Below are 15678 nucleotides of genomic sequence, written 5' to 3' on the forward strand. Positions count from 1 at the left end.
GGCCACCGCCCGATTCGGGGCGGTGGCCGTCATGTGCGTGGAACGGGCGGGACTCAACCGCCGCCGCGCGGATCGGGCACTCCGATCCCGCGGCCTTGGCCTTCGCCCTCACCACCACCGCCGCCCCCGCCGTTGCCGTTGCTGGGGGTCGACTTCGTGGTGGTGGGCCTGGTGCACCCGATCTCCCACGGCCGGCACGGCCTGGACGGGCTGCTCGACGGCTTCGACGGCGAGCTGCTCGGGTCCGTCGGCGTGGTCGTCGTCGCCGGGGTGGTCGAGGACGGGGAGGCCGTCGTGGACTTCGGCGGCTCGTTGTACACGCCGATCGGGGATGCCTTCTCGAACTTCGCGACGGGCTTGCCGGTCAGGTAGGAGTCCATGAACTCCTTCCAGATCTGACCGGGTTCGTCCTTGCCGTAGATGTCGTGCGAGCCGCGCGGGTAGTTGCCCTTGATCGCCATCGGCTGGTCGGAACCCACCCACACCGCGGTCGAGACCTGGGGGGTGTAGCCGACCGTCCACGCGTCGGAGTTCTGCGCGGTTTCGAGGTACTGGTTCGTACCCGTCTTGGCCGCCACCGGCCGGTTGCCCTTGAGCGGAATCTTGGAGTAGCTCGCGACCTGGAGCATCGACTCGGTCACGTTGCGCGCCAGGTTCCGGTTGTTGTCGGCGTCGTTCGCATCGAAGGCGACCTGGTCGCCGAAGTTCGTCTTCTCGTAGTCGGTGACGTAGGACTTGTCGCCCTGCTTCACGTCCTTGACGAAGTGCGCCTTGTGCTTCGTGCCGTCGTTGGCGAACGTGGCGTAGGCGTTGGCCATGTCGATCGTGCGCACGGCGGTCAGGCCACCACCGATCGCGATTTCCGCGCCCGGCGCGCCACCGTTCTCGCCCACCAGCGTCTTCTTGTTGTTGATCGTCTCTTCGACGCCCGCCTGGTGAGCGGCACTGGCGACCTTGGTCGTACCGACGTCCAAGGCCATCCTGACGAACACCGTGTTGACGGACTTCGTCGTGGCGTCACGCACCGAGCACTGCTTGGTGCAGCTGCTGTCGCCGCCGGAGTTCTTCCAGGTGCGCCCGGCCATGTTGATGCCGGACGTGCCGTCGTAGAACTCGCCGAGTCCCTTGCCCTTCTCCAGGGCGGCCAGGGTGACGAACGGCTTGAACGAGGAGCCGGGCTCCTGAACCTGCTTCGCGTAGTCGATTCCGGCGCCGTTCTCACCGCCGTAGTAGGCGATGATGCCGCCGCTCTTCGGGTCAACGGCCACGAGCGAGCTGCGCAGCGTCTCGACGTTGTTGCCCATCACCTTGTTCACCGCCTCCATCGCGGCCTTCTGGGCACCTTCGTCGATCGTGGTCTGGATGGTGAGGCCCTTGTTCAGGATGTCCTGTTCCTTGATCCCGCGAGCCTCCAGCTCATCCATGACCTGTTCCTGGATGTGCAGCATCGGACCGCTGACACCGCTACCGGGCTTCTTGCGCGGCTCGGTCCTGGGGAACGTGAGGTTCTTCGCCTGGTCCTGGGTGATCACATTGTTCTTCGCCATGCGCGCGAGGACCATGGTGCGCCAGCGCTCCTCGACACCGTCCTTGTTGCGCTCGGGGTCCCAGCGCGACGGTGCCTGGAGCACGGCGGCCAGCAGCGCGGCCTCGGCCGGGTCCTTGACGTCCTTGACGCTCTTGCCGAACAGCGCCTGGGAGCCCGCGTCGATGCCGATCGTCCCCGCCCGGAACTGGGCGATGTTGAGGTAAGCCTCCATGATCTGCTTCTTGTCCTGCTGGACGCTCATCTTGAAGGACTTGACCAGCTCGACCCACTTGCGTTTGAGCGTGTTGTCCTTCTCGCCGGTGGACAGCTTGATGTACTGCTGCGTGATGCCCGAACCACCACCGACACCGGAGGTGGCCTGGTTCCACACGGCGCGCAGGATGCCGACCACGTCGAAACCGGGGTTCTCGTAGAACGACGCGTCCTCGGTCGAGGTGATGGCCTTCCGCACGATCTCCGGGATGTCGTCGTGCCTGACGAAGGTCGACGCACCGGCAGGCGGAACGATCTTGCTCATCTCGTTGCCGTTGCCGTACAGCAGCGAGACGGTCTTGTTCTGCTTCGCCAGGTAGTCCTCTGGCTTCTCGATGGTCACCATGTAGTAGGTGATGATGAACGCGATGATCGGGCCGAGGATGGCCAGACCGGTCAGCACGTAGGCGGTGCGGCGGACGCGGCGCCAGATCTTCTTCTTGCGCAGCGCGCGCTCCTCCTCCTCGGTCGGCCCGTCCTCGGGGTCGTCGAAGCCCTCGGCGTCGCTCTCGTACCCCGCTGGGATCGGCTCGCGGTGGGTCAGCAGCGTGGGCTCGCGCGGGAACTCCGGCTCGGCCGGGGCGATCATCTCGGTCGGCTGCTGGATCATCTGCGTCGGCTGCTCACCCGGCGGGCGCTGCGGCGGGCCGGGAGGAGGCGGCGGGTAGCCGCCGGGGCCGTTGCGCGGCGGGCCGGGCGGGCCCGGCGGGCGGGCACCGGGCGGCGGCGGGGGGAAGCCCCCCTGCGGCGGCGGGCCGGAGCTCGCGGGGTGCGGCCCCGCGGAGCGGCGGGGCGGCGGGGGCGGGGCGTCGTCGTCATCCCACTGGGGGCTCCAGAAGCCGGTGCTCTCGTTCGGCTTTTCCGGACCAGGGCCGGACCCGCGCCCTCCACCGTCAGGTCGGTTGCGCTCGTCGTTCACGACTTAGCCTCCAGAAAACCGGCGTCATCCACAGCGGATGCCGCTCGGTGATAGTTCTCCGTTCCCCCGTGGGACTCCAGCACCGCGAATGTCGGCTCACTCCGCCGCGGTCCTCCGACGCGACGGACTGGGCAGACCACGCGTCCCCAGGACGTATGACTGCACCAGGTGGTTCCAACTGCAGGTGCGGCAGACCTCAACCACGTAGACGGTGAACTCCTCGTACAGGGTTGCCAGCTTCGCCAGTTCCTCCGCGGTGCGGGCGGAACCGGCGGCGTGCTTGAGCTCGTCGCCGTAGACCCAGGCGACGTGCGTCAGCGGTTCCTTGCGGCAGACCGGACAGGTCGTCGTGCTCGGCTGCCCGTGGAACTTCGCCGCCCTCAGCAGGTAAGGGCTGGCGTCGCACACCTCCGCGACCCCCGTGCGGCCCGCGTAGACCTCCGCGAGCAGCGCACGGCGCTGCAACGCGTAGTCCACGACCTGCCGCTGGGTTTGCACCTCACCAGGGTACGTGCCAAGCCTGTGAACGCCCTTGAGCCGTTTAGGGCAGCGGGGCGGCATACCTGGTCAGGGCCGGTATGTCGGCTGAATCACGTCGTCGGGCGGAAGGCAGAACTATATCGGCTCGATATAGTCAGCCGAACCGGGCGAGGAGGTGGGCGATGTTGGAGCTGGCCGTGCTGGGCCTACTGCACCGCCACCCGATGCACGGCTACGAGCTGCGCAAACAGCTCTGCGGGCTGCTGTGCGGGCAGCGCTCGTTCTCGTTCGGCTCGCTCTACCCGGCGCTGCGGAGGCTGCACCGCGCCGGGCTCATCGCCGAGGGGAACGCCGGGACCTGCCCCGGGAATTCCCGGAACCGGAAGGTGTACGACCTCACGCCGCTCGGGCGGGAGCACTTCACCGGGCTGCTGGCCGAGGACGGCAGGCAGGCGTGGGAGGACGAGTGCTTCGGCGTGCGGCTGGCGTTCTTCGCGCGGACCCCGGCGTCCGTGCGGATCCGAGTCCTGCGCGGGCGCAGGCAGTGGCTGGCCGATCGGGCCGACGGGCTGCGGGCGGCGCTCGCCCAGCCCGCCGGTCACGCCGACCACTACGCCCGTGAACTGCACGAACTGAGCCTGGACGGCACCGAACGGGAAGTGCTGTGGCTCGACGGACTCATCGCGCGCGAACCGGGCGGGGACGCATGCCCCGACCACGGTGAGCGCGACCAAGCCAGATAAACCAAGGAGGAACCCGGTCATGGGCGGAGACCGCAACAGGGTGCGGGTGGCCATTGTCGGCGTCGGGAACTGCGCGGCGTCCTTAGTGCAGGGGGTGCACTACTACCGGGACGCCGAGCCCGGTGCCAGGGTGCCGGGCCTCATGCACGTGCGGTTCGGCGACTACCACGTGCGGGACGTGGAGTTCGTCGCGGCGTTCGACGTCGACGCCAAGAAGGTCGGCCGCGACCTGTCCGAGGCGATCGTGGCCAGCGAGAACAACACGATCAAGATCTGCGACGTTCCGCCGCTGGGCGTCCCGGTGCAGCGCGGGCACACCCTGGACGGCCTCGGCCGCTACTACCGGGAGACGATCACCGAGTCCGACGACGAGCCGGTGGACGTCGCGGCCGCCCTGCGCGCGGCCAAGGTGGACGTGCTGGTCGCGTACCTGCCGGTGGGCTCCGAGGCGGCGAGCCGGTTCTACGCGCAGTGCGCCATCGACGCCGGGGTCGCATACGTCAACGCCCTGCCGGTGTTCATCGCCTCCGACCCGGAGTGGGCGGAGAAGTTCCGCGCCGCCGGGGTGCCGATCGTCGGCGACGACATCAAGTCCCAGGTGGGCGCCACCATCACGCACCGCGTGCTGGCCAAGCTCTTCGAGGACCGCGGCGTGGTCGTGGACCGCACGATGCAGCTCAACGTCGGCGGCAACATGGACTTCAAGAACATGCTGGAGCGGGACCGGCTGGAGTCCAAGAAGATCTCCAAGACGCAGGCGGTCACCTCGCAGCTGGAGCACGACCTCGGCGCCCAGAACGTCCACATCGGACCGTCGGACTACGTGGCCTGGCTGGACGACCGCAAGTGGGCCTACGTCCGGCTGGAGGGCAGGGCGTTCGGCGACGTGCCGCTGAGCCTGGAGTACAAGCTGGAGGTCTGGGACTCGCCCAACTCCGCGGGCGTGATCATCGACGCGATCCGGGCCGCGAAGATCGCCATGGACCGGGGGATCGGCGGCCCGATCCTGTCGGCGTCCTCGTACTTCATGAAGTCCCCGCCGGAGCAGTACGCGGACTCCCTCGCCCGCGAGCGGGTCGAGCAGTTCATCCGCGGCGAGATCGAGAGCTGAACCCGAAGGGGCGCAACGCTTTCGTTGCGCCCCTTGGCTTTCAGTCGTTCAGCGCGTCCAGCACGCCCTTGGCGGTCCCGGTCGCCGACGCCGGGTTCTGCCCGGTGACCAGCCGTCCGTCGCGGACCACGTTCTCGGTGAAGTCCGGCGCGACGTGGTAGCGCGCGCCCAGCTCCTCCAGCGCGGTCTGCAACAGGAACGGCACGATCTCGGTCGCCCCGGCCGCCTCCTCCTCGGAGTTGGTGAAGCCGGTGATGTCCTTGCCCGCCACCAGAAGCGTGCCGTCGGAGAGGGTGAGCGGCACCAGCGCGGCCGGACCGTGGCAGACCGCGGCCACCACGCCGCCGTTCTCGTAGATGTCCCGGCCGAGCACGGCGAGGTCCTTGTCGACCGCGAAGTCCCACATGGTCCCGTGACCACCGGCGTAGAAGATCGCGTCGTAGTCGGCCGCGGCCACCTCGGCGGCGGCCGGGGTCACCGCGAGGCGCTCGGTCTCGCTCTCCACGAACAGCCGCTGCGCCGGGTCGTCCGCGTCGAAGCCGTACGCGGGCGGGGTCCCGCCGCGGACGGAGACGTAGTCCACCTGGAGACCGGCCCGGCGGAACACCTGCCACGGGTGCGCGGCCTCCGGCACGTAGTAGCCGGTCTCCTTGCCGGTATCGCCGAACTTGTCGTGGCTGGTCAGCGCGATCAGCACCTTGTTGGTGCGAGCCATGGGATTGCCTCCTGTGCTGGGGTTCCTGGCCAGGCTAAGCCGGAAAACCCATTAGCCACCAATAGTCTGGAGCCGCTCCAGGCATAATCTATTTTATGGATCTCGGGCAGCTCCGCACGTTCAACGCCGTGTACCGCGCGGGCTCGCTGACCGCGGCGGCCACGGTGCTCGGCCTGACCCAGCCCGCGGTGAGCGTGCAGGTCAAGGCGCTGGAGCAGCGCTTGGGGCGGCCGCTGTTCCGCAGGCTGGCCCGCGGGGTCGCGCCGACCGCCTTCGCCGACGAGCTGGCCAGGCGGGTCGGCCCGCACCTGGACGCCCTGTCCGGGGTGGAGCTGGAGCTGACCGGGGAGGAGTTCGCCAGGACGGTCCGGCTCGGCGGCCCCGCCGAGGCGATCTCGCTGCTCGCCCTGCCCGCGCTGGCCGGGCTGGTCCGGCGCGGCCTGCGGCTGCGGGTCGGCCTCGGCCTGGCCGACGACCTGCTGGCCGACCTCGCGGAGGGACGGCTCGACCTGGTGCTCTCCTCGGTCCGACCGCGGCGGAAGGGCCTGGTGGTGACGCCGCTGACGGACGAGGAGTTCGTGCTCGTCGCGGCGTCGGGCACGCGGTTCCCCGACCTGGCCGCGGCGCCGATGCTGGCCTACGCGGAGGAGCTGCCGCTGGTCAGGCGCTACTGGCGGGCGGTGTTCGGCAGCCCGCCGCCGCACACCGCCGCGGTCGTCGTGCCGGACCTGCGCGCGCTGCTGAACGCGGTGCTGGCGGGGGCGGGGATCTCCGTTCTGCCCAGGTACCTGTGCGCGGCGCAGCTGGAGTCGGGGCAGCTGGTCCTGTTGCACGAACCGGACGAGCCGCCGATCAACACGCTCTACCTGGCGACGCGGGCGGACCAGGCCCGGCTCCCGCACATCCGCGCGGTGACCGAAACCCTGACCGCGGCGGGGAAGCACTGGTAGCTACATTCGGAGACCATGCCGATCATCACCCGCCGCAGCCTGCTCGGGGCCGTGGCGCTGCTGCCGTTGGCCGGATGCGCGAGGACCGGGACGCCCGCTCCCGCTCCGACGTCGTTTCCGGCTCCCGCCCCGGCTCACGACCGGCTGTTCGAGCTGGAGCGAAAGTTCGACGCGCGCCTGGGCGTCTACGCGGTGGCGACCGGCACCGGGAAGATCATCGCGCACCGGGCGGACGAACGATTCGCGTTCTGCTCGACGTTCAAGGGCTTGGCCGCTGCGGCGGTGCTGCACCACAACCCGATGTCCCATTTGGACACGGTCGTGAAGTACACGAAGAACGATCTGCTGAAGAACGCCACCATCACCCCGAAGCACCTCGAAACGGGAATGACCATCCGGCAGTTGTGCGACGCCGCGGTGCGCTACAGCGACGGCACAGCGGGAAATCTCCTGCTCCGCGAGCTCGGCGGACCTGCCCGGCTGACCGAGTACGCGCGCGGCCTCGGCGACACGGTGACGCGAATGGACCGGATCGAGCCCGCCATCACCGAAGCCGCTCCCGGAGATCCCCGGGACACGACATCCCCGCGCGCGTTCGGCACCACGTACCAGAAGATCGTGCTCGGGGATGCCCTTCCGCAGGAGAAGCGCGCGTTCCTCCGCGATCTGCTGGAGCGCAACACCACTGGGGCGCAACGCATTCGCGCCGGAGTTCCACGCGGGTGGAACGTCGCCGACAAGACCGGGACCGGCGATCACGGCACCCTCAACGACATCGGGATCGCGTGGCCGCCGAACTCCGCGCCCATCGTCATCGCCATCATGTCCAGCAAATCCACCAGGGACGCCGAGTACGACCAGGCGCTCCTCGCCGAAGCCGCCGCGCACATCGCCGCAACCCTCATCTAGCGCACCACTACCCAACCTGCCCCGCACGGAGGTTGAGACGTCTTCAAGTACCACCGACCCCGCCGATGATCACCGCTAACCGCCCCCAACCTCCACGCGACTTCGCCGGGGTTGGGGGCGGTTAACGACAGCTGGGGTGGGGGTCGGGGGTACTTGAAGACCGCCCAACCCGCCGAGGGCACGCGGAGTCAGGCGGCTAGGGCGGGGGTGGCGAGGGCGTCCGGCACCTGGCGCGGGCCGGACAGCACGGTGACCCCGGGTTGGGTCGCCATCTCCGCCGCCCACCGGCAGGACAGCACGTCGTGCGCGAGGAAGACCGGTCGTCCCGAGGACAGCGCCAGCTGGGCGAGCACCCTGGCCTCGCAGTACTCCTCGGCGTCCACGACCACGACCGCCGCACAGGATTCGCTCATCAGCGCGCAACGCTTCGGGAACTGGTGCCGCGCGGGCGGGGTGTCCGGCAGGAACTGCGACACCACCGCCCCGCGCCGGGCGATTTCCGCCTCCAGCGGGGAGTTCTCCAGCGGGTAGCAGTGCCGCAGGCCCGTCCCGACGAACGCCACGGTCCGCGCTCCGGCGGCCAGCACCCTGCGGTGCACCGCCGCGTCGGTCCCCGAGGCGAGACCGCTCACCACCGTCCAGCCCGCCTCGGCGAGCACCGCCGCGATGTCCCACGCCCGCGCGATGCCGCGCTTGGAGGGACGACGGCTGCCCACCACCGCGACCGACCGGGCATCCCGTGCTTCGAGCGAGCCGCGGTAGGTCAGGAACGGCGGCGGATCGGGCTGGAAGCGCAGCCAGGCCGGGTAGTGCGGGTCCTCGACGGTGACCAGCCCGATGCCCTCGCGCCGCCAGGCGATGATCTCCCGCTCGACCGCGTCCAGTGACTCCCCGCCACGGAGGGCGAGGAGGAAGGCGGCCTGGGTCCGCGCGTCCACCGTCACACCGACAGCATATCGAACACCTGTTCGGATGTGTCAAGGTGGAGCGAACCACTCGCCCCGGGAGGTCCTGACATGGCCAGCAAGTTCACCGAGCTCGCGATCGACTGCGCCGATCCCGACGGTCTCGCCCGGTTCTGGTGCTCGGTCCTCGACTACGAGGTGCAGCACAAGGACGACGAGTGCGTCACGATCGGCTCCCCCGCGGTGCCCGAGGGCAAGGACCGCCCCGGCCCGGTGCCGCCGACGTTGACGTTCGCGCGCGTGCCCGAGGGCAAGACCACCAAGAACAGGCTCCACATCGACGTCAACGCGACCGACCGGGACCAGGCCGAGGAGGTCCGCCGTCTGCTCGACTTGGGCGCCCGGCACGCCGACGTCGGCCAGACCGGTGACGAGAGCTGGGTGACGCTCGCCGACCCGGAGGGCAACGAGTTCTGCGTCCTCGCCAGCCGCTGCCCCTGATCCGAGCGGCGATCGTCCGCACCGCGACGGGAAAGCAGCGGGATTTTCCCGAATCACGATTGGTGATCACCACGGGCGGCACGAGGGGAAGGTGCGCGGGTGGCGGAAGCCGGTCTGGCAGGCTGGTCGGCATGAGCGCATCACGGCCGGAGGTGGTCGGCCGACTCGTCGAATGGCTGACCCGGATCGATCTCGCGCGCCCGGTGCGCGTCGCCATCGACGGGCCGGACGCGGCGGGCAAGACCACCCTGGCCGCGGAGATCGCGGAGGCGCTGGGCTCGCGCGCGCTGCGGATCTCCGCCGACGACTTCCACCGCCCGGCGCAGGAGCGGTTGCGGCGCGGACCGCTGTCGGCCGAGGGCTACTTCATGGACGCCTTCGACGTTCCCGCACTGCGCCGCGAGGTACTGGAACCCCTTGGCCCGCAAGGGAACCGCCAGTACCGGACGGCCGTGTGGGACCACCTCACCAACACCAGCCGCAGCGATCCGCGGCGCGTCGCGGCCCGCGACGCGATCGTGCTGGTCGACGGGGTCTTCCTGCTGCGCGAGGAGCTGCGGGACTGCTGGGACGTGCGGATCTTCGTCGAGGTCCGCGAGGACGAGCAGCTGCGCCGCGCGGTCGAGCGCGACACGGAGATCTTCGGTACGGCGGAACGGGTCCGGGAGCGCTACGCGGTGCGCTACCGGCCCGCGCACGAGCTCTACTGGAACAGCGCCCGCCCAACGGAGCAGGCCGACATCGTGATCGACAACACCGACCCCGGCGGCCCGGTGATCCGGCGCTGGACCGGGAACAGGGCGGGCTGAGTCCACAGTGGACGGATATGGGTTCACCATCGCGCTGATCCTGCTGCTCATGGTGGTGAACGCGATCTTCGCGGGTAGCGAGATCGCGCTGATCTCCTTGCGGGAAGGGCAGTTGCGCCGCCTGGAGCGGGGTGGCAAGGGGGCGCGGACGCTGGTCCGGCTGGCCAAGGACCCGACCCGGTTCCTGGCCACCATCCAGATCGGCATCAACCTGGCGGGCGCGCTGGCCTCGGCGACCGCCGCGGTCTCGCTGGCCCGCCCGCTGGTCCCGGCGCTGTCGTTCTTCGGCACGGCCGCGGAGAGCGTGGCGATCGCGCTGGTCACCCTCGTGCTGACGTACTTCACCCTGGTGATCGGCGAGCTGGCGCCGAAGAAGCTGGCCATGCAGTACGCCGAGCCCTGGGCGCTGCTGGTGGCCCGGCCGCTCGACGTGCTCTCGAAGATCTCCCGCCCGGCGGTGTGGCTGCTCAGCAGGTCCACCAACGTGGTGGTGCGGGTGTTCGGCGGCGATCCCAAGGCCGACCAGGAACAGCTCAGCCCCGAGGAGCTGCGCGAGCTGATCGCCGGGCACCGCGGCCTCAACGCCGAACAGCGGATGATCATCATCGGCGGCCTGGAGATCCACGAGCGGCTGCTCCGGCACGTGCTCCGGCCCCGCCGCTCCGTCTTCACCATCGAAGCCGAGACGCCGGTGCCCGAGGCCCGTGCCGCGCTGGCCGCCTCCGGGCACTCCCGCGCGCCCGTGGTCCGCGGCAGCGACCTCGACGACATGATCGGCGTCGTGCACCTGCGCGAACTGCTCGCGGACACGGGAACCGTCGCGGAGGTGGCGCGTCCCGCGACCGTCTTCCCGGACTCCGTGCGGGTCTCCGACGCGCTGCGCCGGTTCAAGGCCGAGCACCAGCAGTTCGCCGTCGTCGTGGACGAGCACGGCGCCGCGGACGGCATCGTGACGCTGGAGGACCTGCTGGAGGAGATCGTCGGCGAGATCTACGACGAGGCCGACCGCGACATCCTCTCCGTGCGGACCGGGGACGACGGCAGCATGGAGCTGCCGGGGACCTTCCCCGTGCACGACCTCACCGACCTTGGCGTGGACATCTCCGACGCGCCGGCGGGCGACTACACGACCATCGCCGGGATGCTGCTGACCAGGCTCGGCCGAATCCCCGAGCGGCCGGGCGACCGGGTGGACTTCGCCGAGTGGTCGGCCGAGGTCACCGCGACCGAGCACCACGCGATCACGGGAGTGCGGCTGCGGCCGCGAGGGAAACGAGAGGCGACAGGCTCATGAGGTTCGTGATCGCGAGCGGCGCGGGGATCGACCCCTCGGGTTACCTCGCCCAGCTCCCGCAGCTCGCCGCCGCGCTGCCCGCGGGGGCTCGCGCGTTCGCGGAGGCGCAGGGGCACTACGACCTCGACGGTCCGCGCTGCGTCAAGGACATGGTGCTCAGCCGGGTGGACTTCGACAGCACGGAGACCGAGGTGACGCTGGAGCTGCGGTTCCGGCACCGCTGCGGGCGGCACGTGGAGAACCTGCTGCTGCGCTACTACGGCGTGTCCGGCTTCATGCTGGAGTCGCCGGAGTGGAGCCGGTTCGGGCCGCTGCTGCTGGACGAGCTGCTGCCGCACGCGCACGGGTGCAGCCACGAGATCGCGTGCCAGGCCGGATCGCTGGCGGTGATCGCCAAGGACCTCTCGGCGACCTGGACCGCGAGCGACTGCCCGGACCGCGACACGGCGCTGGCCCAGGCGTAGCGACCACTGATCAGCCTGCACAATGCTTCGGTGGCTAGGCAACGGGACTTCGTCCGGCACCTGACGTCCGAGCTGCCGTACGCGGCGCGGGTCGACGACTCCACACGCGCCGCGTACACCTCCGACGCCTCGATCTACCGCGCCGTGCCCGTCGCCGTGGTCGAGCCGCGCAGCCGGGGGGAGGCCGCGAAGGCGGTGCGGATCGCGGTCGAGCACGAGGTCCCCGTCACGTGCCGCGGCGGTGGCACGTCGATCGCGGGCAACTCCATCGGCTCCGGCCTGGTCATCGATTTCTCCCGGCACCTCAACCGGTTGCGCGCGATCGACCCGGACGCGCGGACAGCCGTGGTGGAGCCCGGCCTGGTGCTGAGCAGGCTGCTCGCGGCGACCGCCCGGCACGGCCTGACCTTCGGTCCCGATCCGTCAACGCTGTCCCGTTGCACGCTCGGCGGGATGATCGGCAACAACGCGTGCGGACCGCACTCGGTCGCGTGGGGCACGACCGCGGACAACGTGGTCGACCTCGACGTGCTGCTCGCGGACGGCAGGACGATCACGGCGCGCACGGGCTCCAGCGGTGATCCCGAGCTCGACCAGCGGTTACGCGCCCTCACCGCCGACCACCTCGCCGAGTTCCGCACCGAACTGGGCCGCTTCTCCCGCCAGGTCTCCGGCTACGGGCTCGCGTCCTTGTTGCCGGAGAACGGTTTCGACGTCGCCCGCGCGCTGGTCGGCTCGGAGGGCACCTGCGGCGTCGTGCTCGGCGCGACCGTCCGGCTCGCCGAGCTTCCCAAGGCCAAAGTCCTTGTGGTGCAAGGGTTTGACGATGTCTACCAGGCAGCGTCCGCCGCGCCGGAGCTCGCGCGGACGGGCGTGCTGACCGCCGAGGGCATGGACGCGCACCTCATCGGAGCGCTCCGCAGCCGCCCAGGTGGCTCCGCGGCCGCCGACCTCCTGCCGCCCGGCCAGGCGTGGGTGTACTGCGAGGTCCCGGGCGACACGATCGACGAAGCCCTTGCGCGCGCGAAGGAAATCGGCGGCAAGGTGGTCACCGATCCCGCCGAGACCACCGCGCTGTGGAAGATCCGCCGCGACGGCGCCGGGCTCGCCACGCGGATGGCCGACGGGGGAGAGGCGTGGCCGGGGTGGGAGGACTCCGCGGTGCCGCCGGAGCGCCTCGCCGACTACCTGCGCGAGCTGCACGGCTTGATGGACTCCATGGGGCGCAAGGGAATCGCGTACGGGCACTTCGGCGAGGGCTGCCTGCACCTGCGCGTCGGGTGGGACCTGACCACCGCGCGGGGGATCGGCGAGTACCGGGAGTTCATCGAGCGCGCAGCCGATCTCGTCGCGTCACACGGCGGCTCGTTCTCCGGTGAGCACGGCGACGGACGGGCGCGGTCGGAGCTGCTGCCGAGGATGTACTCGCCGCGGGTGATCGACGCGTTCGCGGCCTTCAAGGGCGCCTTCGACCCGACCGGCGCGCTCAACCCCGGCCTGCTGGTCGATCCGAAGCCGTTGGACTCCGACATCCGCCCGGGCCCCGGGCACAACCGCCTCGAGCTGACCCCGGTGCACGCGTTGAGCCACGACAAAGGCTCGTTCGCGGGTGCGATCCGCCGCTGCCTCGGCGTGGGCAGCTGCCGCCAGTCCAGCGGGACGATGTGCCCGTCGTTCCAGGTCACCGGCGATGAGGTGCACTCGACCCGAGGACGCGCGCGGGTGCTCTCGGAGATGCTGCGCGGGGAGTTCATCGCCGAAGGCTGGCGATCGGAGGCCGTCCGCGACGCGCTCGACCTGTGCTTGTCCTGCAAGGCGTGCAAGTCCGCGTGCCCGGTCAACGTGGACATGGCGACCTACAAGGCCGAGTTCCTGCACAACCACTACAAGGGCCGGGTCCGTCCGCGTGCGCACTACGCCCTGGGATGGCTGCCGTTGTGGGCCCGGCTCGCGTCCATCGCGCCCGGACTGGCCAACGCGCTCGGCGGACGAACGATGCTGCGGCTGGCCGGGCTCGAACCGCGCCGCAAGATGATCCGCTTCGCCCGCAAGAGCCTCCGCGGGTGGATGCGTGGTCGCCCTCCAGCCCCGGGGAGCGCGGGAACCGTCGTGCTGTGGCCGGACACCTTCACCAACCTGCTCGATCCGACCGCGGGCCGCGCGGCGGTGGAAGTCCTTGAGGCGCTTGGCTATCGCGTCGAGCTGCCCGAAGGTCCAGTCTGTTGCGGACTGACCTGGCACTCCACCGGGCAGCTCGGCGTCGCGCGGCGGGTGCTGCGGAAGTCCATGCGCAGCTTGGAGTCCCAGCTGCGCGCGGGAAGCGTCGTGGTCGGTCTTGAGCCGTCCTGCACCCAGGTCCTCCGCGACGACGCGAAGGAGCTGCTTCCCGACGACCCGACCGCTGAGCTGCTCAGCACACGCGTCCGCACACTCGGCGAACTCGTTGCGGCGCATGAAGGTCCGCTGCCGTTCAAGCGGTTGGACGCCGCCGCGGTGGTGCAGGTGCACTGCCACCAGGAGGCCGGGGCGGGCTACGACGCGGAGCTGTCGCTGCTGCGCGAGCTCGGTATCGACGTGGACCGGATCGGCGCGGGCTGCTGCGGCCTCGCGGGCAACTTCGGCTTCGAGCCGGGGCACTGGGAGGTCGCCCAGGAGTGCGCCGAGCGGGAGCTCTACCCGAAGGCGAGGGCGGCGAGCGCGGGCACCGCGATCATCGCGGACGGCTTCTCCTGCCGGACGCAGGTGGCGCAGGGGACGCCGCGGCGGGCGGAGCACCTGGCCGAGGTGCTCCGCCGCGCGCTGATCAGCCCTGCGGCATCCTCGAGGAGTGGTGATTGATGATCACCCACTGGCCGTGGCGCTTCTCGTAGACGAACGTGTAGCGCGCGTCGGTGTGGGTGCCGTCGCCGTAGGTGAACCGGTAGACGCCCGCGTCGACGGCGGAGTGGTCGCTCTGGATGTTGACGTGCGTTTCCAGGATCTTCCCGGTCGGCTTCTTCGCCATGAACTCGACGAAGTAGTCCTTGATGCCCTCGTGGTTGGTCCGCACTTTGTTCGACAGCGTCGGAAGCAGCACGGCGTCGTGGCCGTAGTGCCGCACGACCTTGTTCACGTCACCGGTGACGAGGTCGCGGTTCCAGCTGTCGAATTGCGCACGGATTTCCCGCGGGGTGGGCAGTAACCGCGCTTCGGCGTTGTTCGCCGAAGCTTCGGACGGAGCCGACGGACTTGAGAAAGCACTGGCACCGGTACCGGCGACGACGGTGACGGCGGTCAGGGCGACGGCACCGGCGGCGAGGCGGAAACGCCCGAATTGTCCACTACGCACAGTAAGTACCTTTCACTCTAAAGGAGTACTGGTACGTACTGTCCGCTTCTTCGTCCGCGAGCGAGAGGGCCACGCCAACACCTTGAAGACACGGGTGGGTAACTGCACCTAAGGGCTGCTGAAAGGTGGATCCCGAAGGCCCATAAACCGGCTGAAACAGACACAACTGGCGTGACTCAGATTACTTAGGGTCCCTAATATAACTGGTTAGGATACCGAAGTGAGTTCGACGACCGATCTGGCCCGCGCACTGCGCCCGCTGCTGTTCCAGCTCTCCGCGATGGTGCGCAGGCAGGCCCCGCGGCAGCGGCTGACGCCGAGCCGGAGTTCGGCGCTGGAGGTGCTCTCCCGCCGCCCGCACCGGATGAGCGAGCTGGCCGAACGGCTGGACGTCCAGCTGCCGTCCACGACCGAACTGGTCGGCAGGCTGGAACGGCTGGGACTGGTGGAGCGCGAACGCGATCCGGAGGACGGCCGGGTGATGATGGTCTACATCACCCCCGCCGGTCAGCGGCTCACCGACGAGGCCGCCGCCGCCCGCGAGGAGTTCCTGGCCGAGCGCCTGGCCGCCCTCGACGATGCGGACCGGGCCGCGATCACCGCCGCGCTGCCCGCGCTCTACCGGCTCGTCGTGCGCCCGCCGCGTGACCTGGACAGACGGTAACGATTCGACCACTTTCGGCCAGTTGGTGAAGAGTTCACTTGCAGGTCTTTCATCGCACGCTCATCCGGCTTAACGTCACCGCGTT

15 protein-coding genes are annotated in these 15678 nt (G+C 70.0%); 10 read left to right on the plus strand and 5 right to left on the minus strand.

The genetic code is table 11. The annotated features are described in order from the left end of the window. Positions 1-53 precede the first annotated feature (53 nt). Together NLX83_RS09035 and NLX83_RS09040 are read right to left on the minus strand one after the other, a co-directional pair. Positions 54-2720, minus strand: a complete 2667-nt coding sequence (locus tag NLX83_RS09035; RefSeq protein WP_254234377.1) for a transglycosylase domain-containing protein — start codon at positions 2718-2720, stop codon at positions 54-56. Between the two features lie 96 nt (positions 2721-2816). Further along, positions 2817-3218, minus strand: coding sequence for a DUF5318 domain-containing protein (locus tag NLX83_RS09040; protein WP_030429860.1), 402 nt, complete (start codon positions 3216-3218; stop codon positions 2817-2819). A gap of 164 nt (positions 3219-3382) precedes the next feature. On the opposite strand from NLX83_RS09040, the gene NLX83_RS09045 reads away from it, so the two are divergent. Beyond that, entirely contained in the window at positions 3383-3943 is a 561-nt protein-coding gene (locus NLX83_RS09045) for a PadR family transcriptional regulator (protein ID WP_254234378.1), read from the plus strand. Between the two features lie 19 nt (positions 3944-3962). Next, positions 3963-5054, plus strand: a complete 1092-nt coding sequence (locus NLX83_RS09050; protein ID WP_254234379.1) for an inositol-3-phosphate synthase — start codon at positions 3963-3965, stop codon at positions 5052-5054. Between the two features lie 40 nt (positions 5055-5094). Here NLX83_RS09050 and NLX83_RS09055 read toward each other — a convergent pair whose 3' ends face one another. Continuing rightward, the gene (locus tag NLX83_RS09055) at positions 5095-5769 is read right to left on the minus strand and encodes a type 1 glutamine amidotransferase domain-containing protein (RefSeq protein ID WP_254234380.1); all 675 of its coding nucleotides are present in this window, start codon (positions 5767-5769) and stop codon (positions 5095-5097) included. Positions 5770-5864: 95 nt separating this feature from the next. On the opposite strand from NLX83_RS09055, the gene NLX83_RS09060 reads away from it, so the two are divergent. Both NLX83_RS09060 and bla read left to right on the plus strand, forming a co-directional pair. Further along, on the plus strand, positions 5865-6719 hold the full coding sequence (locus NLX83_RS09060) for a LysR family transcriptional regulator (RefSeq protein WP_254234381.1): 855 nt from the start codon (positions 5865-5867) through the stop codon (positions 6717-6719). A gap of 15 nt (positions 6720-6734) precedes the next feature. Further along, entirely contained in the window at positions 6735-7628 is an 894-nt protein-coding gene (gene bla / locus NLX83_RS09065; protein ID WP_254234382.1) for a class A beta-lactamase, read from the plus strand. Positions 7629-7816: 188 nt separating this feature from the next. On the opposite strand, the gene NLX83_RS09070 is transcribed toward bla, so the two are convergent. Continuing rightward, positions 7817-8572 carry a DNA-processing protein DprA gene (locus tag NLX83_RS09070; RefSeq protein ID WP_254234383.1) on the minus strand — a complete coding sequence of 252 codons (756 nt, stop codon included), beginning with the start codon at positions 8570-8572 and terminating at the stop codon, positions 7817-7819. 72 nt (positions 8573-8644) lie between these two features. Between NLX83_RS09070 and NLX83_RS09075 the strand changes: the two genes are divergently transcribed. The 5 genes from NLX83_RS09075 (at position 8645) to NLX83_RS09095 (ending at position 14439) form a co-directional block, all read left to right on the plus strand. Further along, on the plus strand, positions 8645-9034 hold the full coding sequence (locus NLX83_RS09075; protein ID WP_254234384.1) for a VOC family protein: 390 nt from the start codon (positions 8645-8647) through the stop codon (positions 9032-9034). A gap of 131 nt (positions 9035-9165) precedes the next feature. Beyond that, positions 9166-9843 carry an AAA family ATPase gene (locus tag NLX83_RS09080; RefSeq protein ID WP_254234385.1) on the plus strand — a complete coding sequence of 226 codons (678 nt, stop codon included), beginning with the start codon at positions 9166-9168 and terminating at the stop codon, positions 9841-9843. Between the two features lie 7 nt (positions 9844-9850). Then, the gene (locus NLX83_RS09085) at positions 9851-11137 is read left to right on the plus strand and encodes a hemolysin family protein (RefSeq protein WP_254234386.1); all 1287 of its coding nucleotides are present in this window, start codon (positions 9851-9853) and stop codon (positions 11135-11137) included. Continuing rightward, on the plus strand, positions 11134-11601 hold the full coding sequence (locus tag NLX83_RS09090) for a hypothetical protein (RefSeq protein ID WP_254234387.1): 468 nt from the start codon (positions 11134-11136) through the stop codon (positions 11599-11601). The genes NLX83_RS09085 and NLX83_RS09090 overlap by 4 nt, the downstream gene beginning before the upstream one ends. A gap of 30 nt (positions 11602-11631) precedes the next feature. Next, positions 11632-14439 (plus strand): FAD-binding and (Fe-S)-binding domain-containing protein, encoded by a 2808-nt coding sequence (locus tag NLX83_RS09095; RefSeq protein ID WP_254234388.1) that lies wholly within the window; start codon positions 11632-11634, stop codon positions 14437-14439. Here the strand turns inward: NLX83_RS09095 and NLX83_RS09100 are convergent. Beyond that, the gene (locus NLX83_RS09100) at positions 14405-14929 is read right to left on the minus strand and encodes an SgcJ/EcaC family oxidoreductase (protein WP_254234389.1); all 525 of its coding nucleotides are present in this window, start codon (positions 14927-14929) and stop codon (positions 14405-14407) included. The genes NLX83_RS09095 and NLX83_RS09100 overlap by 35 nt on opposite strands. 220 nt (positions 14930-15149) lie before the next feature. On the opposite strand from NLX83_RS09100, the gene NLX83_RS09105 reads away from it, so the two are divergent. After that, positions 15150-15593 carry a MarR family winged helix-turn-helix transcriptional regulator gene (locus tag NLX83_RS09105; protein ID WP_308209285.1) on the plus strand — a complete coding sequence of 148 codons (444 nt, stop codon included), beginning with the start codon at positions 15150-15152 and terminating at the stop codon, positions 15591-15593. The last annotated feature ends 85 nt before the right edge of the window (positions 15594-15678 follow it).

It is taken from the genome of Allokutzneria sp. A3M-2-11 16 (assembly GCF_024213555.1).
Taxonomy (GTDB): Bacteria; Actinomycetota; Actinomycetes; order Mycobacteriales; family Pseudonocardiaceae; genus Allokutzneria.